Source organism: Flavobacterium limnosediminis JC2902, from assembly GCF_000498535.1.
Lineage (GTDB): Bacteria > Bacteroidota > Bacteroidia > Flavobacteriales > Flavobacteriaceae > Flavobacterium > Flavobacterium limnosediminis.
Map to the genome: position 1 here is coordinate 53569 of NZ_AVGG01000007.1, position 20476 is coordinate 74044.

The 20476-nt window shown below is 36.7% G+C and carries 18 protein-coding genes; 14 read left to right on the forward strand and 4 right to left on the reverse strand.

Features of this window, described 5'->3' with window-relative positions:
* Positions 1 to 76 precede the first annotated feature (76 nt).
* The 6 genes from FLJC2902T_RS07505 to FLJC2902T_RS07530 all read left to right on the forward strand — a co-directional run bounded on the left by FLJC2902T_RS07505 (position 77) and on the right by FLJC2902T_RS07530 (position 6408).
* Positions 77 to 865, forward strand: a complete 789-nt coding sequence (locus FLJC2902T_RS07505; protein WP_035677797.1) for a hypothetical protein — start codon at positions 77 to 79, stop codon at positions 863 to 865.
* Positions 865 to 1758, forward strand: coding sequence for a DUF2927 domain-containing protein (locus FLJC2902T_RS07510; RefSeq protein WP_023579201.1), 894 nt, complete (start codon positions 865 to 867; stop codon positions 1756 to 1758). The genes FLJC2902T_RS07505 and FLJC2902T_RS07510 overlap by 1 nt, the downstream gene beginning before the upstream one ends.
* Positions 1759 to 1771: 13 nt before the next feature.
* A complete protein-coding gene (locus FLJC2902T_RS07515) occupies positions 1772 to 2338 on the forward strand; it encodes a hypothetical protein (RefSeq protein ID WP_023579202.1) in 567 nt (188 codons plus the stop codon).
* Between the two features lie 33 nt (positions 2339 to 2371).
* The gene (locus FLJC2902T_RS07520; RefSeq protein WP_023579203.1) at positions 2372 to 3931 is read left to right on the forward strand and encodes a S41 family peptidase; all 1560 of its coding nucleotides are present in this window, start codon (positions 2372 to 2374) and stop codon (positions 3929 to 3931) included.
* A 207-nt stretch (positions 3932 to 4138) separates the two neighbouring features.
* Complete coding sequence (locus tag FLJC2902T_RS07525; RefSeq protein ID WP_023579204.1) at positions 4139 to 5758, forward strand: M1 family metallopeptidase; 1620 nt, start codon at positions 4139 to 4141, stop codon at positions 5756 to 5758.
* A 224-nt stretch (positions 5759 to 5982) separates the two neighbouring features.
* A complete protein-coding gene (locus tag FLJC2902T_RS07530) occupies positions 5983 to 6408 on the forward strand; it encodes a DoxX family protein (RefSeq protein ID WP_023579205.1) in 426 nt (141 codons plus the stop codon).
* Positions 6409 to 6508: 100 nt separating this feature from the next.
* On the opposite strand, the gene FLJC2902T_RS07535 is transcribed toward FLJC2902T_RS07530, so the two are convergent.
* Positions 6509 to 7543, reverse strand: coding sequence for an AMP-binding protein (locus FLJC2902T_RS07535; RefSeq protein WP_023579206.1), 1035 nt, complete (start codon positions 7541 to 7543; stop codon positions 6509 to 6511).
* Entirely contained in the window at positions 7543 to 8457 is a 915-nt protein-coding gene (locus FLJC2902T_RS07540; protein WP_035677799.1) for a CPBP family intramembrane glutamic endopeptidase, read from the reverse strand. The genes FLJC2902T_RS07535 and FLJC2902T_RS07540 overlap by 1 nt, the downstream gene beginning before the upstream one ends.
* A 103-nt stretch (positions 8458 to 8560) precedes the next feature.
* Between FLJC2902T_RS07540 and arsC the strand changes: the two genes are divergently transcribed.
* The 3 genes from arsC to fumC all read left to right on the forward strand — a co-directional run bounded on the left by arsC (position 8561) and on the right by fumC (position 13212).
* Entirely contained in the window at positions 8561 to 8902 is a 342-nt protein-coding gene (gene arsC, locus FLJC2902T_RS07545) for an arsenate reductase (glutaredoxin) (RefSeq protein ID WP_023579207.1), read from the forward strand.
* Positions 8903 to 8998: 96 nt separating this feature from the next.
* On the forward strand, positions 8999 to 11473 hold the full coding sequence (locus tag FLJC2902T_RS07550; RefSeq protein WP_023579208.1) for a TonB-dependent receptor domain-containing protein: 2475 nt from the start codon (positions 8999 to 9001) through the stop codon (positions 11471 to 11473).
* A 356-nt stretch (positions 11474 to 11829) separates the two neighbouring features.
* Positions 11830 to 13212 (forward strand): class II fumarate hydratase, encoded by a 1383-nt coding sequence (fumC, locus tag FLJC2902T_RS07560; protein ID WP_023579210.1) that lies wholly within the window; start codon positions 11830 to 11832, stop codon positions 13210 to 13212.
* Here the strand turns inward: fumC and corA are convergent.
* Positions 13209 to 14291: a magnesium/cobalt transporter CorA gene (corA, locus tag FLJC2902T_RS07565; RefSeq protein WP_035678011.1), complete on the reverse strand. Its 1083-nt coding sequence runs from the start codon at positions 14289 to 14291 to the stop codon at positions 13209 to 13211. The genes fumC and corA overlap by 4 nt on opposite strands.
* A gap of 70 nt (positions 14292 to 14361) precedes the next feature.
* Between corA and hutI the strand changes: the two genes are divergently transcribed.
* Positions 14362 to 15597, forward strand: a complete 1236-nt coding sequence (gene hutI, locus FLJC2902T_RS07570; RefSeq protein ID WP_023579212.1) for an imidazolonepropionase — start codon at positions 14362 to 14364, stop codon at positions 15595 to 15597.
* A 128-nt stretch (positions 15598 to 15725) separates the two neighbouring features.
* Here hutI and FLJC2902T_RS07575 read toward each other — a convergent pair whose 3' ends face one another.
* Positions 15726 to 16601, reverse strand: coding sequence for a hypothetical protein (locus tag FLJC2902T_RS07575; protein ID WP_023579213.1), 876 nt, complete (start codon positions 16599 to 16601; stop codon positions 15726 to 15728).
* Positions 16602 to 16708: 107 nt separating this feature from the next.
* Here FLJC2902T_RS07575 and FLJC2902T_RS07580 point away from each other — a divergent pair, with 107 nt between their 5' ends.
* The 4 genes from FLJC2902T_RS07580 to FLJC2902T_RS07595 all read left to right on the forward strand — a co-directional run bounded on the left by FLJC2902T_RS07580 (position 16709) and on the right by FLJC2902T_RS07595 (position 20465).
* Positions 16709 to 17743 (forward strand): formimidoylglutamase, encoded by a 1035-nt coding sequence (locus FLJC2902T_RS07580; protein ID WP_023579214.1) that lies wholly within the window; start codon positions 16709 to 16711, stop codon positions 17741 to 17743.
* Positions 17744 to 17803: 60 nt separating this feature from the next.
* Positions 17804 to 19072, forward strand: coding sequence for a DEAD/DEAH box helicase (locus tag FLJC2902T_RS07585; RefSeq protein ID WP_023579215.1), 1269 nt, complete (start codon positions 17804 to 17806; stop codon positions 19070 to 19072).
* 41 nt (positions 19073 to 19113) lie between these two features.
* Positions 19114 to 19884 (forward strand): sulfite exporter TauE/SafE family protein, encoded by a 771-nt coding sequence (locus FLJC2902T_RS07590; RefSeq protein WP_023579216.1) that lies wholly within the window; start codon positions 19114 to 19116, stop codon positions 19882 to 19884.
* Positions 19885 to 20015: 131 nt separating this feature from the next.
* A complete protein-coding gene (locus FLJC2902T_RS07595) occupies positions 20016 to 20465 on the forward strand; it encodes an Hsp20/alpha crystallin family protein (RefSeq protein WP_023579217.1) in 450 nt (149 codons plus the stop codon).
* Positions 20466 to 20476: the final 11 nt, after the last annotated feature.

A 20476-nucleotide genomic window follows, 5' to 3' on the forward strand; every position in this document is an offset into this window, starting at 1 on the left:
TTTATTTTTATATTTTAGTCTTTGACAATCTAAGCTTTTATCTAAATATTCCAACAGCATCAGACGATACAATGCAATGAAACAAATCCTGTTACTTTTTTTTCTGATTCCAGTAAATATTCTAGTTGCCCAAAAGCGAGAATTGGACAATATGTTGTATCAAAATTATAAATATGAAAATGATTCATTGGTACTTTTAGATGGAATCCCATCCGATGAATTCAGTCTTGTTAATATCCGTAAAGAATTTATATATGATTATTATTGCCAGGCATTTACAAAATTAGATAACGGCGACTACAGTAAATTAAAACATTGGTCCGTTCCCATAAAAATTTATCTGGACAAATCAATAGATAAAACGATAAGAGAGGATTTTACACAATTTGTGAAGTTTCTTCCTAAAATTGAAAGACTTTCCGTTTCAATTGTCAGCAATAAAAATGATGCAAACTACTATGTCGGTCCGGTTACAAAACATATAGCCGCTTATGATGATGACTTTTATACCGGAATTACATTTTCATTGCTTACTGACAGCTCTGATAAATTTTATGGCGGAAAATTGATTTTTAATCCGAAACAATTAAAAAATGATACAGACATAAAAACGAAATTGAGACAATATTTCTTTGCTTCGTTGGGCTCATTTGGCTTTTGGGATGAATTTGAAGAAAATAGTCTTCTTTCTAAAGACTATGTAAACACAAGAACCATTTCCAAATACGATTATACTTTTTTATATCGTCATTATACTCTTTACAATAAAAATCCGATTGGAAACCCTGAATTAAACAAACTTCTGGAAAAAATACACACCACTACTTTTACGAATGTAAATGGTAGATTAAATTTAAAATTATAATGATGAAGTATCTCTGTTTTTTTCTTTTCACCTTCTTTTTCTTAAATACTACTGTTGCCCAACACCACAATGTCAAAAATTCTAAATCTTCCTCAGGGCATGACAAGAGCTATATCTCTCTTGATGATTATAAACAGTTTTTTAAAAAAACACCCGATTTTAAAGACACCTCCAGTTATATGGTAATTCAAGGCGACACCTTAATAGCAATCGATAGCCGCAAAAAAAAGAGTGTCCCGTTTGAATATAAGGATGACGTTTTTTTAAACCTTTATAAAAAAATTGCATTCAACGATAATCATAAAAGTAAAGACGGGAAATCACGTCTGAAATACTGGAAATCGGGTATAAATGTTTATTTTTCAAAAAGTATTCCTGCCCAATCACAAAAAAACTTAAAAAAATTCGCAAAGGAGATTTCAGAAGGAATTGACTCCTTAAATATTTCATTCGTTACAGACATCAATAAAGCAAATTATATTGTCTATTGCAGCGGGGATTTTGAATATGCATCAAATATTGAAAAATCAGAAGCCGATTTTTCAATCAACTGGAATGGTAAAAATCAGATCACAAAAGGTTTTCTTAAAATTGACCGCACTACTTATTTCAATGAAACCCTGATGAATGAAAAAATGCAACAGCTTTTCATAGAATCTCTGGGATATTTCAGAACGACAGATAAACTCGACTGTCATAGCTATTTTTCAAAATGTTACGACAGCAAAAAAGTTTTCGGACTACTTGATAAAGAAATTTTAAAATACCATTATTCCTATGGTATATGCAAAGGAATCGATGAGGAAACCTTTGACGGCCTTCATGAAAATGCAAAAAACCATAAAAAAAATCATCCTGATATGCCTTTTATGATGATTCATATTGAACCATAAACCTTTCTCAGTTATGACAAAAAAAATAATTCTGCTTTTACTTTGTTCTTGGGTGCAAATTGGGCTCTCACAACCTAAAAATTATAAAAACACCGAAAATGCAACTTTAAAAGATGCTTTTCCAAAAGATCATGAAAAAGTAACTCCGGGATGTTTAAATAAAGAGCAATTGCATAATCTCAAATCATTTCTGAAAAACAAATGGAAAGTTGATCTGGATTCCGTAAAAACATTGCATTTCTATTATTCAAAAGATAAAAGGGATTGTAAAGTTGTAAATGACAGAATGATAAAAGGAACTAAGTATTTTAATCCTATATCTAGACATAGTCGCACTGTTACCGCTATTTACAAACCGATCATATATATAAAATCTGAAGCTGTGGAGGCTAAAGACCTTTGGAAAAATGATAATTCCGATTATTTGTTCAATATGTTTTTAAAAGATATTGATAAAAAGATTTACCCTGCGGCAATTACAGTTAACAGCAAAGGGATTTACTTAATCGATTTCGAAGCTTTTAATACAATAGTTTTCAATGCTTTTTCAAACGAAGTTGATAAATTCAGTTGCGAATAATATTTAATTCAGTCTTCTCATTTTTTTTATAACATGAAAAAAACTTTCCTTGCTTCATTATTGCTGATTATCGTTGCAGGCTGTAATTCGGTCAAATATCATAACAAACATCTGAATGATTTGCTATCCGAGAAAAAATTAAAATCGGATGTTGATTATGCCTATAGAAAACTTCAAAAATTACATCCTAAATTATATTGGTACATCAGTAAAGAATCCTTGGATTATAAATTCGACAGTTTAAAATCGACTATAACCAAACCAATGACCAGCGCAGAATTTTACACAACAGTAAGTCCGGTTATTGCTGCTATAAAACAAGGACACACTTCTATTTCTCCTTCGGGAAGACGGTTCACTAAAAAAGAGAGAAAGGCCTTCGATAAAAAAGGCGTCGGACCATTATCCCAATTTGAATTTGAGGTTTTCAATGACAAAATGTATGTGATTAAAAACAAATCACACGATAAAACCATCAAACCGGGTACAGAAGTTGTGGCCATAAACAACGAAAACACAACCGATTTACTAAAAAAATACGCTACCCGATTCGCTTCCGACGGTTATAATCAAACGTTCAAGAAACATGCGTTATCAAAAAGTTTTTCAGCCTATTTCACTTATGAAAACGGAATTAAGGACAGTATTCGATATCTGTTTAAACACAATGACACTTTAAAAACAATCTCGATAAGAAGAAGTGTAATTGATTCGATTAAAACAGACAATACCCTAAAAAAAAGATTAACCGCGGAAGACAAAGCCAAAATTAAAGCCGAAAACAAAAAGAAAAGTATTTACGGCTATAACGTGATTACAAAAACATATAACAGGAGTCTTCAGTTCATGGAAAAAGACAGCAGTATAGCAGTTCTGAAAATCAAAGGGTTCTCGGCAGGAAATTATCGCGCATTTTACGATGAAAGTTTTACTAAGATTGACCGTTGCAAATCAAAAACGCTCATCATTGACCTGAGAAATAATCCCGGCGGAAGACTCGTTGAAATAGCTTACTTATATACTTATTTAGCAGATGACACTTTCATCTTCATGGATGATTCACAGGTAGTTTCAAAAACAAGTCTGTTAAAAGCCGATTACTTTAAAGGAAGTTCTTTAAGCTCAAAAGTAGCCAAAATATTTCTTGCTCCGATGTATTATCCCTACACCTTTTTCAAAGTACATAAAAAAGAAGACGGCAACTATTATTACAGTACGCAGGCAAAACCCCGAAGTATAAACCCGATTGCCTTTAACGGTAAAATTTATGTACTTATTAACGGTGGCAGTTTTTCGGCCTCAAGCATTATTTCCTCAAACTTAAGAGGTTCCATGCGGGCGTTTTTTGTGGGTGAGGAAACCGGAGGCACATACAATGGAACAATTGCCGGAAGAATGCCTGTCACAAAACTTCCTAATTCCGGATTAAATCTGCGTTTCGGACTAATGGCCAATATCCCGCATCATAAAACAACTGTTGAAGGACGCGGAATATTCCCAAATAAAGTAATCATTCCCACTTTGGAAGACCGGATTAAAGGCAGCGATCCCGAAATGGACTGGATTTTAGAGGATATTAAAGCAAATCTGTAATCGTAGAAAATTATATACAAAACCGTAACAAAACCACAAAATCTGCTACCTATACAGCAGTAGATTTTTTTAAACTTTATGAAATATAAGGAGAATAAATTCAAATGGGATTGGTCACATCCCGGTGCAATTATCACAACACTAATAATCATTAGAATTATTTGGACGTTTTTTTTAAGAGACCTATATTATACTTATTTTTAAGATATGAAAAACATTCTATACACTTCCCTGCTCCTTTTAGGATTACAACAGGTATCGGCACAACATTTCACAAGAAAAGACACACTTCAGGGCGGTTTACGTCACGAGCGTACCAGTTTTGACGTTCAGCGTTATGATTTAAACATCAAAATCAATCCCGAAGAACGAACCATCGTGGGGTATAACGATATTACGTTTAAAATAGCCGAGCCGACAAGCAAAATCCAAATCGACCTATTTGACAACATGAATGTGGACAGTATCGTTTTCAACAAGAAAAAACTGCAATACAAAAGGGAGCATCACGCGGTTTTTATCAGTTTAAACGAGACGATGCAGTCCGGAAAAGAAGGCAAAATACGTTTTTATTACTCCGGAAAACCACTGGTGGCAAAAAACGCGCCTTGGGATGGTGGTTTTGTGTTTAAAAAAGACACTCAGGGCAAAGACTGGATTGGCGTTGCCGTTCAGGGAACCGGAGCAAGTTTATGGTATCCTGTGAAAGATACACAAAGTGACGAACCTGACTTCGGATCGTCAGTAAAAGTAGCCGTTCCAAACGGATTGATGAATGTTTCCAACGGTCGTTTCTTAGGTTCGGAAGATCTGAAAAATGGTTATACCCGTTGGGATTGGGAAGTTAAAAGTCCGATAAACACGTACGACATCACCGTTAATATTGCCGATTACGTTCACATGCACGATAATTATAAAGGTTTGGACCTTGATTATTATGTTTTACGTGCCAACGAAGAAAAAGCCCGTAAGCATTTTGAAGCCGATGTTAAACCGATGATGGACTGTTTTCAATCGAAATTCGGAACCTATCCTTTCAAAGAAGACGGTTATAAGTTAGTGGAAACGCCTTATTTAGGGATGGAACACCAGAGCGCTGTCGCCTACGGAAACAGGTATCTGAAAGGGTACTTGGGAATGGACAGAAGTGCTACCGGTATCGGAATGACTTTCGACTATATCACCATCCACGAAACAGGACACGAGTGGTTCGGAAACAGCGTAACGGCTAAAGACATCGCTGATATGTGGATTCACGAAAGCTTTACCACCTATTCAGAAAGTGTTTTCGTGGAATGTACTTTAGGCTACGACAAAGCAATACAATACATTTACGGACAACGAAAAAATGTTAGCAACGACCGACCAATTATCGGACAGTACGGAGTGAATCATGAAGGTTCAGGCGATATGTACGACAAAGGAACTCAAATGCTGAACACGATTCGTCACATTGTAAACGATGACGAAAAATGGTGGAAACTGATTTTAAAATACTCTGAAACCTACCGTCATAAAATAATTGATACCGAAACCGTGGTTACTTTTTTCAACAACGAGACCGGAATGAATCTGACTCCTGTTTTCAATCAGTATTTACGTTACACAAACATTCCCGAACTGGAAGTACGTCAAAACAAGAAAAATGTGGAAGTACGCTGGAAAACCGATGTAACCAATTTTGAAATGCCTGTTGAATACACCATTAACGGAAAAACAGCAAGGATAAACACAACCAATAACTGGCAAAAAATCCCTAACAAAGCAACTTTGGAGCAGGTTGAATTCAATAAGCTGAAAATGTTTTATAAGCTTTCCAAACTGTAAAATCATTTAAGAATACTTATAAAAAAGACTAATAATCAATCCCGAAAACACTCGGGATTTTTTATTTTTACTACTCTCACAAACCGATTCCGATCTATTTATTTCGATTCATAGCCAATTCCATACAAATATACATTTCATCGATTTTAAAGTTCCTTTTAACGAAAAAATTGCATTAAGTAGTTCGTTATTAATAATTTAGGACTAATCAAATCAGAGAAGCTATGGATACTGTAAAAAATTTAAACAAATGGGCTAATGCACATACCAGTTATCCACTGGACATGTTGCGGATGGCACTTGGAGTCTTCCTAATTGTTATGGGAGGGGTTTTTATCACTAACAAACATTACCTTCACGATATCATTTTGAACTCGATGCAGAATTTTGGAAGTGAAATGTTGTTAATTCATTACATCGCTTCCGCACACATGATGGGAGGAATAATGATTGTCTTCGGTTTGCTTACAAGATGGGCCATTTGGGCACAGTTACCGATATTATTAGGAGCAGTTGCCGTGAATTTTATAGGACCATTCAGTACACCGAACTTCATGCTTTCATCAATCTCATTGTTAGTTTGTATATTCTTCCTTTTCTACGGAAGCGGAAAACATTCGGCTGATTATTACTTTAAAATGCAGCAATAATAAAGTAAAACAACTTTTTTCTAAAGATAACCACAAAGTAAGCTTAACCTTCGTCGTATGGGCGATGTGAACTGCAAAAGCAACTACTTTGTGGTTTGACTTATTTTAGAGATTCGGCACGTTTGATTTTCCCGGTTTCGGTTTCCGAAAAATGAGGTACAAAAAGTATTTCTTTCGGTTTTTCGTATTTGTCCAAACCATCAAAAACCGAAGTTTCTATTTCATAAGGATTACTTTCAACAACCAAAATCAGTTTTTCACCCAAAGAAGCATCCGGTTTACCAATAACAAAAAAACGATGCGGAATTTTACCGCTGAGCTTCTCCTCTATTTTTTCCGGAAACAGCTTCACACCTCCGCTGTTTATCACATTATCAAAACGTCCCAACCATACGAACTTAGTTCCGTTCAAAATTTCCACCACATCATTAGTAATAATTTTAGAATCGGATAATCTTGGTGCATCAATAACCAGACAATTTCTGTCATCGGTTGAAACGGTAATATCCGGCAACACCGAAAAAGCGTCATCCTGAATCTTTTTAACAGCTACATGCGTGATGGTTTCTGTCATCCCGTAAGTTTCATAAATGGCTGTCGGAATTTGTTTTAACGCATCAATCAAGGCAGCATTCAGTTTTGCACCTCCAATGATTACCTTCGTTATCCTATGCAGCTGTGCCAATGAATTTTCCACCTGAAGCGGAACCATCGCCGCAAAATCATAGTTTTTTGTATTTCCGTCAAGCGGATGGGAATCCGGTTTGATAAAATCTAAATCCCAACCCAGTACCAAAGCACGAACCAGCATCATTTTTCCGGCGATATATTGCATCGGCAAACAATGCAAGGCTTTACAATTACTGCTTAATTCAAAAAAAGAAGCCGTAGCCAAAGCGGAATTCATCATGGCTTCTTTCTTTAATTGGATCGCTTTAGGAGTTCCTGTTGTTCCGGAAGTGGTGACCTGAACAAATTCGTTTTCATTAAACCATTCCAGAATAAATTTAGACAATTCCTGCTCAAACCCTTTATCAGAGTGCGCTAATTCCTTAGCAAAAAAGCAAAATTCATCCTCATTATAGTGTCGGTCATTGAATTTAAAGTCCGGATGTATTTTCAGAAGGCTGTTCATTACATTCCAATAGTTTCAACATCTGCAGACTCAACAAGTTTCCCTGTTAGTTTTTCCTTCCAATTGGTCCAACCGTATTTTTTGGAATACACGAACAACAATATCGGAAAAATCACTAAAACCGGAATCAAAACATCAAATCCGGCTGTAGGTTCTGAAATATCTTTTAAGATCGAATTCGTCTGAAAGGCAGTCCAATCAGCCGTAACCAAAAGTGCTCCTACTAAATTATTGGCAGCGTGAAATCCTAAGGCAAGCTCTAATCCATCATCCATTAAGGTTATAATCCCAAGAAAAAATCCGGTTCCTATATAGAAAATCATAATTGTCATGCCCAATTTTCCCACTTCAGGATTCGCTATATGCATTAGTCCGAATAAAACGGAAGAGGTCAGAAACGGAATTAACCGACTGTTGGTTATCACACCCAAACCCTGCATCAGATATCCTCGAAACAGGTATTCCTCAAAGCTGGTCTGCAACGGGATTAAAATCACGGCCAATAGCAAAAAAGTAAAAAAAGGTACCGGCTCAAAAGTAACCACAAAATCCTCCGGTGCCAAAAAATAAGCTACCAGCGATAAAATTGCAGAAACCGATCCCCACAATCCAAAAGAGAAAAACACCCTGCCCCAATCCACCTTTTTTCTTGCTGTAGTCAAACTTCGAACACTTTGTCTGTGGATGAATTTCACCCAAAACAGCAATCCCAGACACATTAAAGACAACGGAATAACTATAAAAACAAAAGTAATATTGGAACCCCATTCTTCAATCATCTGTTGCATCAAGACTTCGCTACTTATATCCTGAGTCATAAAATAATTGGTCAGCATTAATGCAGAGAATCCTAACAGAATCGGTAAATAGAGAATGAAATTGAAATCTTTGTTTTTTATCTGTTCAATAAACATAAATGGCATTTTAGAAATTGGTGTATTTACGGCAGAATTTGTTACATCGAAGGTACTTCATTTTTTAATTTATAAGGAGTACTTTTGAAAAAAATATATAATCATGATTACCATTTATCATAATCCGAGATGCAGCAAATCCAGAGAAGGCGTTTGCTTTTTAGAAGAAAAAGGAATTGAATTCAACACCGTTAAATACCTTGACGAGAATATCACAGTTGAAGAACTAACCGCGATAATCAAAAAATTAAACTGCAAACCGATTGAATTAGTCCGAACAAAAGAAACGCTCTGGAAAGAAAATTACAAAGACAAGACTCTTTCAGATAAGGAAATAATAACCATTATGGCAGAAAATCCGGTGTTGATTGAACGACCTATCATTATTAACGGCGATAAGGCAGTAATTGGCAGACCCATCGAAAAAGTTTTGACAATTATTTAGAACCGTTACATGATTGTTTTAACAAAGATTTGGGAATTACGGCATAAACCAAAAAGTAATTTAGCAGTCTTAAGAAGCAAATCAAACCTATTACACATGAAAAAGATCAATTCTTTAGTAACTTTTTTGGTGCTGTTAACAACGCTTTTTTCATTTGCGCAACAAAAACCGCAAACACAAAAAGTAAAAGTGACCGGAAAAGTTATTGAAAAATCTACTAATCAGCCTTTAGAGTATGCCAGCGTCTATGCTCAAAACACCAAAAATCCTTCTTTAGTTTCGGGGGGAATGACTGATGCAAAAGGAGAATTTACCTTTGACGTTCCAGCCGGAGTGTATTATATCAAAATCGAATTTTTAGGTTTCAAAACCGTTGAATTCAAAGATAAGGCAATCAATTCCGACACAAATCTGGGAGTAATTGCCGTTACGGAAGATTCTAAACAATTGGATGAAGTGGTTATCATTGCCGAAAAATCAACCGTTGAAATTAAACTCGACAAAAAAGTATACAACGTCGGTAAAGACATGACCGTAAAAGGCGGAACCGCCAGCGATGTATTGGACAATGTACCTTCTGTTTCGGTAGATGTCGACGGAAACGTAAGTTTAAGAGGTAATGAAAACGTAAAAATCCTGATTGACGGAAAACCATCCGGAATGATTGGTGTAAACGTCGCACAAGCCTTAAAACAGCTTCCGGCCGATTCTGTTGACAAAGTCGAGGTAATTACAAATCCGTCCTCCCGTTATGAATCGGAAGGTGGTGGCGGTATCGTAAACATCATCCTGAAAAAAGGAAAAAACCAAGGTATTAACGGTAGTGTCACAGGAACCGTTGGACATCCTCAAAATTATGGTTTAACGGCTAATTTTAATTTCAGAGCCGAAAATTTCAACTTTTTCACCAACCTTGGGTATAACAACAGCATCAGTCCGGGTAACTTTTTAAGAAATTCGGAATATTTAGATCCTAACCCGGGTTCACCCACTTTCATTGATGAAATGAGAGAAAACGACCGAGAAAGAAAAGGGAAGAACAACAATTTCGGTTTGGAATGGTATTTAAGTAAATCCTTAACATGGACAAATACTATAGGGTTTTCAAAAAATGAGGGAGGAAATCCGGAAAATGTGACCTACTATAATTATGATGAAAATCATGAACTAATCAACATCAGAAATCGTTATAACGACCAAACCAACGAGAGCAATAACATCAATTACTCTACGAACTTCACAAAAAATTTCGCCAAAGAAGGACATAAATTAACGGCTGATTTTTCGGTTTCCGGAAATCATGATAATGATTTTTCCAAGATTGAAGAAACGTTGGATGATAATTCAGGTTCAGTAATAACAGGAACAAAAAACAATCAGAAACAAAACCGTACGATGGTACAGACCGATTACGTTTTACCTATCGGAAAAGGACAATTCGAAGCCGGATATCGCGGTGATTTTTCCAATATGCTGACAGATTACGCTGTATTGGAAAATATTGACCCTAACACAAACACAGGTACTATCAATACCGACTTAACGAATAAGTTGGATTATAAGGAAAAAATAAACGCGATTTATTCGCAATACGGTGGTAAAATCGGCAAATTCAGTTATTTGGCCGGACTTCGTTTTGAAGATTCCAACATCGATATTAATTTACTGACTACAAACGAGTTCAATAATAAGAAGTACAACAACTTATTTCCAAGTGCATTCTTAACCTATGAGTTAGGTGAAAAAAGCAGCATCAGTGTTAATTACAGTAAAAGAATAAACCGTCCGAGAGGTCGTCTTATTAACCCGTTTTCAAATTACTCCAGTAATATAGCCTATTTCAAGGGTAACCCGGATATTGATCCTTCCATGACAAATGCTTTTGATCTGGGATATATGAAACAATGGGATAAATTAACACTGAGCACTTCCGCTTATTTAAATCATACTGAGAATTCTTTTCAGTTTATTCAAAGAGAGTCCGGAGATTTTGTAGATGGGATTCCTGTAATCGAAACAACACCGATTAACCTGGCAACCGAATACAGAGCCGGTTTTGAATTCACCCTGAACTACACCCCTTTCAAATGGTGGAAATTAAACGGAAATTTCAATTTCTTCAGAAATGAAACACAGGGAGATTATACATACACAGACTATCAAAACCAAGTTGTGGTTCAGAATTTTGACAATGTTGCCTATACTTGGTTTACACGTATCAGTTCAAAAATAACGTTACCTTATGCAATCGACTGGCAAACTAACGCAACGTATAATGCGCCACAAACCAACGCACAAGGTACCAGTTTAGGTGTTATTTCCGCAAACTTAGCGTTCAGTAAAGATGTATTGAAAGATAAAGGAACCTTTACACTTAACGTGAATGACCTGTTCAATTCAAGAAAAAGAATTTTCGACAGTAATTTAAACTCTGTTATAGCACATACAGAAATGCAGGGACGTGAAAGACAAATCAACTTATCGTTCACCTATCGTTTCAATAAGAAGAAAACAGATAAAGACAAACTACCTAAAACTGCCGGTGAAAGTGAAGACTTCATTGGAGGTTAAAACTAAAAAAAGTCCCGAATATCGGGACTTTTTTATTTTTATGAAAGTTAGAATTCTAACTATTCATTGTTTTTGCGATTTCTTTTCTCTTTAAATCCTTCCCATAATGCTCCTCCTACCCAGTAGAACACGAAGTTCACCAAGAAAAGCATTAACCAGAATCCTGTTAAAAAGATTCCTAAGAAAAGTAAAAAGCCTAAGTACTGTTTAAATTCAAACATGTTTTCCGGAATTTTATGAATTCAGGCCAAATATACGTGTAAATATCCGCCCCAACAACAGTTCTCTTAAAATTATTTTAACAATACTCATTAAACGATTGATATTCACTAAATTTAGATAAAAATAAATATATCATGGACTTCCGAACAGAAAAAGATACTATGGGAGAAGTACGTGTTCCGTCAGAAAAATACTGGGGAGCACAGACTGAACGTTCCAGAAACAATTTCAAAATTGGCGAACCTTCTTCCATGCCCAAAGAAATCATTGAAGCGTTTGCCTATTTAAAAAAAGCGGCGGCCTACACCAATTGTGATTTGGCGGTTTTACCTATTGAAAAACGCGATGCCATTGCTCAGGTGTGTGATGAAATCCTGTCAGGAAAACTTGATGATAATTTTCCGTTAGTTATTTGGCAAACTGGTTCGGGCACGCAAAGCAATATGAATATGAACGAGGTTATTGCCAACCGGGCTCAGGTTTTGGCCGGAAATAAAATTGGTGATGAACCTTTTATCAAAGCCAATGACGATGTAAACAAATCACAATCCTCCAACGATACGTTCCCGACAGCCATGCACATTGCGGCTTATAAAATCATAATTGAAACCACCATTCCCGGAGTTGAACAGCTTCGTGACACACTACAATCAAAATCGGAAGCCTTTAAAGGTGTGGTAAAAATCGGTCGAACCCATTTAATGGATGCCACTCCCCTAACATTAGGTCAGGAGCTTTCGGGTTATGTTTCACAATTAAATCACGGATTGAAAGCCATACAAAACACATTAGCTCATTTATCCGAATTAGCGTTGGGCGGAACAGCCGTAGGAACCGGTTTAAACGCCCCTAAAGACTACGACATAAAAGTGGCCGATTACATCTCCAAATTCACCGCACTGCCTTTTAAAACCGCTGAAAACAAGTTTGAAGCGCTGGCCGCTCACGATGCCATGGTGGAAACACACGGAGCATTGAAACAATTGGCAGTTTCGTTAAATAAAATTGCGAATGATATCCGAATGATGGCTTCGGGTCCGCGTTCCGGAATCGGGGAAATCCTGATACCCGAAAACGAACCGGGTTCTTCCATCATGCCCGGAAAAGTAAACCCCACACAATGCGAAGCCTTAACCATGGTTTGTGCTCAGGTCATGGGAAATGACGTTGCCATTACAATAGGTGCCGCTCAGGGACACTACGAACTGAATGTTTTCAAACCGCTGATTGCTGCCAATTTTCTTCAATCGGCAAGATTATTAGGAGATGCCTGTATGTCGTTCAATGAACATTGTGCCCAAGGAATCGAACCGAATTATATCCGAATCAAGGAATTGGTTGATAATTCACTGATGCTGGTTACCGCTTTAAATACGAAAATTGGCTATTACAAGGCTGCCGAAATTGCTCAAACAGCATATAAAAACGGAACCTCCTTAAAAGAAGAGGCTGTTCGGTTGGGCTATGTTTCTGCGGAAGATTTTGATGCCTGGGTAAAACCCGAAGACATGGTTTAAAACCAGTTCTTTTTCCTGAAATAAAACAACATCCCTACGACAATTAAAAACATAAATCCCATTATAAGAAAGTAACCGTTGTGCCAACGCAGCTCGGGCATATAATCGAAATTCATTCCATAAACCCCAACTATAAATGTTAGTGGTATAAATACAACCGAAACCACGGTGAGGGTTTTCATAATCTCATTCATCCGCTGGCTTTGCGCCGAAAAGTGAAAATGAGAAGCACTGTCCAATGAAGTCAAATCGTAGTCAATCTGCTCCAGAAGCTCCAGACATTTCTGATGCAAACGGGCGAAAAAAGTGTAATTCGCAGCTTCAATTCCGTCATACTCATTATCATCCTGAAAACTTTTCAGACTAAACAATGCATCGCGAAGCGGAACAATGGCTCGTTTCAGATAATTGAGATTCTCACGGTTATTCTCAATCCGCACCAAAACATCCTGTTTGTGATTGGTTTTTGCTTCAATCATTAATACCTCTATCCTATCCTCATAATTTTCGATGGTGATGTAGAAGTTTTCCATAACTGCATCCAGCATCAGATACAACAGGTAATCATTTTTCTTTTTGCAGACGATTCCCGCATTTGTTCTGATACGTTCCCGGATATGCGTAAAAAAATCACTTTTCTTCTCCTGAAAAGAAACCAGCAGATTTTCTTTTAATATGAAACTAATTTGCTCCACCCGCAAGTAGTTCAGATCCTCTTCAGGCAAAATTGATTTGATGGTAAAAAAGAGGGTATCACCTAATTCTTCCATTTTGGAACGGCGTGTTGTATTGAGGATATCACCCACTATATAAGGCTCCACCTGAAGCAAATCCCCAATATCCTTAATTAAATTAACATCATGTAATCCGTGTACATTTAACCATTTAATATCATTTATGTGAAGTGAATTAGTAAGTGTTTCTCCAACCCTGTTAATATGGATATTTTTGAATTCCTGATACTGATTTTCATTATATACAAACAACTGCATTTCCACGGAATCTGTGCGATGAATACCCGTGTATTCGTAAAAATTGGGTTGGGTTTTACGCCCTTTTTTATATTTTATCTTTCTCAAAACCGAATAATTTGTCATAAAGATAGGAGTTTTTGAAATTCCATTTTACATTTACAGAAAAATTAAGACAATGAAAATCCTTATAAAAAATATAAAAGAACTTTTACAGGTTCGTGAAAATACGATCGATAAAGTTTCCGGAGCAGAAATGGCGGTTTTACCAAAAATTGACAACGCTTTTTTAGTGATTGAAAACGACCGGATTGCCGATTTCGGAACGATGCACAATTGTCCAAATGACACCTTCGATCAGGTAATTGACGCAACAGGAAAAACTGTTTTACCTACTTGGGTTGACAGCCACACTCATATTGTTTATGCCGGGAATCGTGAGCAGGAATTCGTGGACCGTATTAACGGATTGAGTTATGAAGAAATTGCCAATCGCGGTGGCGGAATTTTAAATTCGGCAAAAAAACTTAATGCGACATCCGAAGAGGAAATCTACAACCAATCGAAAGTCCGTTTGGAAGAGGTAATGCAGCAGGGAACCGGAGCTGTAGAAATCAAATCGGGTTACGGTTTAACGGTGGAAGGCGAACTGAAAATGCTCCGCGTCATCAAAAGACTTTCCCAAAACTATCCGATCAAAATCAAAGCAACTTTTTTGGGCGCACATGCTTTTCCAACGGAATACAAAGAAAACCATTTGGCTTACATCGATTTGATTATCAATGAAATGCTTCCCAGAATTGCAAAAGAAAATTTAGCCGATTATATCGATGCTTTCCTTGAAACCGGCTATTTCTCCGTAGAAGAAACCGAAAGGATCATGGAAGCCGGAAAACAATTCGGCCTGACCGCAAAAATTCACGTCAATCAATTTACAGCCATCAACGGAATTGCGGCCTGCGTAAAACATGAAGCGCTTTCTGTAGATCATCTTGAAATTGTAACCGATGAAGACATTATTGCTTTAAAAAACAGCAAAACCATGCCGGTTGCCTTACCAAGCTGCTCTTATTTCATCAGCATCCCTTATACTCCGGCACGTCACATGATTTCGGCAGGATTACCGTTAGCATTGGCATCCGATTTCAATCCGGGAACAACGCCATCGGGGAACATGAATTTTGTTGTGGCAACAGCCTGCATTAAAATGAAAATGACTCCGGAAGAAGCCATAAACGCGGCCACCATCAACGGAGCTTATGCCATGGGAATTTCCGATACTCACGGGAGTATAACCAAAGGAAAATCGGCAAATATTATTATCACCAAACCGCTTACGTCCTACTACCAGATTCCCTATGCTTTTGGAAGTAATCTGATTGAACAGGTTATTATTGAAGGACAGTTGATTTAATTCCGAAACTATTCCGTTCATCATACTTCCACAGATTTCCCTTCATTTTTTAATCTGTGAATCAGTAAAAAAAACAATAAAAAAGGCTGCCAGAAATGACAGCCTTTTATTCTATTAAGAAGAATTAATTATCTTAAAGTAAAACTTGTTTTAGAAACCAATTCCCCTTTATCAAAGATATTTACATAGAATATTCCTCCTTCAATATCTTTAACCGGTAAATCTTGTGATACCTGAACTGTTTTGTTTTCGTATTTAACTGTTTTTTCAAAACTGTACGTTAATGTTTTTTCACCGAAAGATTCGGTTTTTTTATCTCCTAAAACATTATTCTTACTGTCGATTACCTGAATATGGTAAGTTTTGTCTCCTGACTTTGCAATTTGATTTTCCGCAATCATAAAACTGATTTTTAACACATCGGCTCTGCTTGCTTTGTCTGTATCAATTTGTTTTCCTGAACTTCTTTGTTTAACAGCCATTGTCTGAAGGTTCAAAACCGACAATTTGGACCCTTTTTCAACCGTTTTAGCCAGGTTTTCGTTTGTAGCAACTAAAGTATCGCGAACTTTACGAGTGTCTTCCAATACAACTTGCGTACTGTCGCGTTGCGTAGTAAGCGTTTCGTTTTGCTTTTTCAATGCATCATTTTCTTTTATTAAGTTGTCCATTTCGCGTTTTAAACGTAAATAGTCATTTTTAAACTTAGCCATAGATGCAGCGTCTCCCTGAGATTTTTCTAGTTCGGCTTTTAATTGCACCAATTTTTCTCTTTCTGCCGACAGTTCATCAGAAAGTTCCGTATTGGCCGCAATTGCTTCGTCATATTTAGCAATCGATGCCTGCAATTCTTCACTTAATTTTTCTTTTTCTGACATTATTTTATTCTCAGTTGTCTGGTTATCAGTACTCATTTTATACATATATCCCAAACTTCCCAATAATAATAATGCTAATACAATGATAATAGCTTTTAAACTAGAATTACTTTTTTGATTTTCCATGGTATTTATATTTTCTTCAAATTTAATTTTTTTTTCATTTAAACCTAAATTAATAAACGAAGTTTTAGATAAAATAGTATTTTTGAATGCATTATTTTTAGTTTTTTATGGAGAAACTCATCCGTTTTACAATAAGCGATTTAACCAAAATCACAAGTCACAGAAACACTGAAATTAAATTTGGGGAACGGATTCAAACGGTACCTAAAGAAATGGACACCTTGGAGTTTCTTGAAAGCAGCGATGCCGATTTTGTACTTTTCGGAGTACCCGAAGATATCGGAGTACGAGCTAACTTAGGTCGTCCCGGAGCAGCTTCAGCATGGGAAAGCACGTTAAAAAGCATTGTAAATATCCAGAATAACCGTTTTTGCAAAGGAAGCCGGCTGATGATTTTAGGTACATTAGACGTGAAACCGGAAATGGAAGAAATCGAAACTTTAAACATTAATAACAAAGACGACAAAAAGAAATTCTTTAAACTGGTTGACAAAATTGACAAAGAAGTTTCACACATCATCTGTAAAATTGTAAAAGCCGGAAAAATTCCGATTATAATCGGTGGCGGTCATAACAATGCCTACGGAAACATTAAAGGATTGGCTTTAGCCAAAGGAAAACCCGTAAACGCGATAAACTTTGATGCCCATACCGATTTTCGTGCACTCGAAGGACGCCACAGCGGTAACGGATTTTCATATGCCTATGAAGAAGGTTTTCTTAAAAAATATTTCATTTTCGGATTACACGAAAGCTACACTTCCAAAAGTATCCTGGAAAGTATTAAAAAAGCAGAAGACAAAATAAAATACAATACTTACGAACAGATTGCTATCCGAAAAGAAAAAAGTTTTGAATCAGAAATGGATCTTGCTGAGAAACACATCAGCGGCGATGCGTTCGGAATTGAAATCGATCTGGATGCCATTCCGAATATTCCAAGCAGTGCCATGACACTCAGCGGTTTCTCAGTAGAGCAGTTGCGTCAGTTTCTGCATTACTTCGGTCAGAATCCAAATGCCTCCTATTTACACATTTGCGAAGGCGCTCCGGATTTGGCTGAAGAAAAAAACAACCATCTGGTAGGTAAATTAATTGCATATCTGATAACCGATTTTATGAAAGCAAAATCGAATAAATAACAATCTCGAATTTTTAGAGTACTTTTGCAAACGATAGTCACTAAACACTATCGTTTTTTTATGCTATTTAACGAACTTAATTTACTCAAAAACATACAGCACGCCATAACCGATGAGGGATATACCAATCCTACTCCTATTCAGGAAAAATCCATTCCGATTATTTTAGACGGAAACGATTTAGTCGGTTGTGCGCAAACCGGAACCGGAAAAACAGCGGCTTTCGCTATTCCGATTCTTAATCTTTTACACCGCATCGTCGGTTCCTCAAGTAAAGTAAAACACATTCGCACCCTTGTAGTTACACCTACACGCGAATTGGCTATTCAGGTAGCCGAAAGTTTTGACACCTATGGAAAATACACCAACATAAGATCGCTGGTGATTTTTGGAGGTGTAAACCAAACATCACAGGTTGACCAATTAAAAAAAGGCGTTGACATCCTGGTAGCCACTCCGGGACGTTTATTGGATTTAAACAAACAGGGGTTTATCGATTTGAATCACCTGCACCATTTGGTTTTAGACGAAGCCGACTTGATGCTGGATATGGGATTCATCAATGATGTGAAGAAAATCATCAAACTTACTCCGGATAACCGTCAGACATTATTGTTTTCCGCAACTATGCCGATTGCCATTCGCGAGTTGGCCGACAGTTTTTTAACGAAACCCGAATATGTTTCCGTTACCCCTATTTCCAGTACAGCCGAAAAAGTAAATCAGAAAGTTTATTTTGTTGATAAAGAAAATAAAAGAAACCTTCTGTATCAAATTATTCAAGGCGAGAAACTGGAAAGCGTATTGGTTTTCGTGCGTACAAAACACGGAGCGGACAATGTGGTAAAAGCGTTGAAGAAACAAAACATTCATGCTGAAGCCATTCACGGAGATAAATCGCAAAGTGCAAGGCAACGTGTATTGGAAAGCTTCAAAAGAAACGAGACCACTGTTTTAGTCGCTACTGATATTGCTGCCAGAGGTATCGATATTGAAATGCTTCCGTATGTAATTAACTTTGACTTACCGAATATCCCGGAAACCTATGTACACAGAATCGGACGTACAGGTCGTGCCGGAAATTCGGGTATGGCCATTTCATTTTGCTCCAGAGATGAAAAAACCTATTGGCAGGATATAGAAAAACTAACCCGTCAAAAAGTAAAAGTAGTAACCGATCATCCTTTCCAATGGAGCGAAGAGGAAAAAAATCCGGATGCTAAGCCTGATTTCAGAAATAAAAAGAAACCTCTGGGTGAGAAGAAAACATCAGAATCTAATTCGCGAAAATCAGAGGCTTCCAAGAAAAAGAAAAAGCGCTGGTATTAGTATTTGAAAATGATTTCCTTTAGAAATTTAGTAAATTATCAATGGACATTCTGATTATTGCCCTAGCAGCCCTGTTAGGTTCCGCATTAACATTTTTTTCCGGATTTGGTCTCGGGACAATTCTCTTACCGGTTTTTGCAGTCTTTTTTCCTGTGGAAATTGCCATTGCTTTAACCGCCATTGTTCATTTGCTTAACAACTTCTTTAAGCTGCTTTTAATCGGTAAAAAAGCTGATAAAGGGATTGTCATTCGTTTTGGTATTCCGGCTGTTTTGTTTTCTTTTCTTGGCGCAATGCTTCTGAAGCAGATAAGTCATCTTTCTGCTTTATATTCTTATGAAGCTTGGGGAAACACCTATACTGTTACTCCGATAAAAGTTTGCATCGCAGTATTGCTGTTCTTTTTTGCAATGATGGAACTTATCCCAAAACTGAAACATTTAGAGTTCAGTAAAAAATACATTCCTTTGGGTGGCATGCTCAGCGGCTTTTTTGGCGGACTTTCCGGTCATCAGGGAGCGCTTCGCAGTGCTTTTCTGATACGTGCCGGTCTTTCCAAAGAAGCTTTCATTGCAACCGGAATCGTGATTGCCTGTGGTATCGACATTGTACGTTTAACGGTTTACTCAACGGATAAATATCAATTAGACAAAAGTAATTACAAGCTATTGTTTATTGCTGTTTTTATGGCTTTTTCAGGAGCTTATTTGGGCAATAAATTTTTGAAAAAGATAACCATTGAAACAATTCAGATTATTGTTGGTTTACTTCTGGTTGTATATTCTGTTTTAATGGGAATGAGTATTCTTTGATCCAATGGGATAAATTAAAAAAGCAATCAATCATCTGATTAACAGTGTTTTAGCATTTATTTAATTTTACATCCTCACCATTTTTCGTAACTTTACAACGGTTAAATTTCATTAATTTAAATCTGAAAGTTATGGGATTATTAGCTAAAAACGATTCGAAAACAAATCCATATACACTTTTGGAAGAGTTCTTTCCGAAAGATATTGTGGAGTGGGGATTTAAAAATTTTACAGACATCGGCAGTACAATGCCCTCTGTGAATTTGTCTGAAACCGAACGTGAGTATCAAATTGATTTGGCAGCTCCCGGTATGAAAAAAGAGGATTTCAGAGTTGAAATTGAGGATAAGACAATCTCAATTGCTTCTGAAAAACAAGAGCGTTTTGAAGAAACCAATAAAAAAGAGAATTATACAAGAAAAGAGTTTAATTACACTTCATTCTGCCGTTCGTTCCATCTTCCTGATGCGGCTGAAACCGAAAGAATCGAAGCGATTTACAAAGATGGAATCTTACATGTAACCATTCCTAAAAACACCAATCGAAATTCGAACTCCAAAAAGAATATTCCGATACACTGATCCTGAAAACT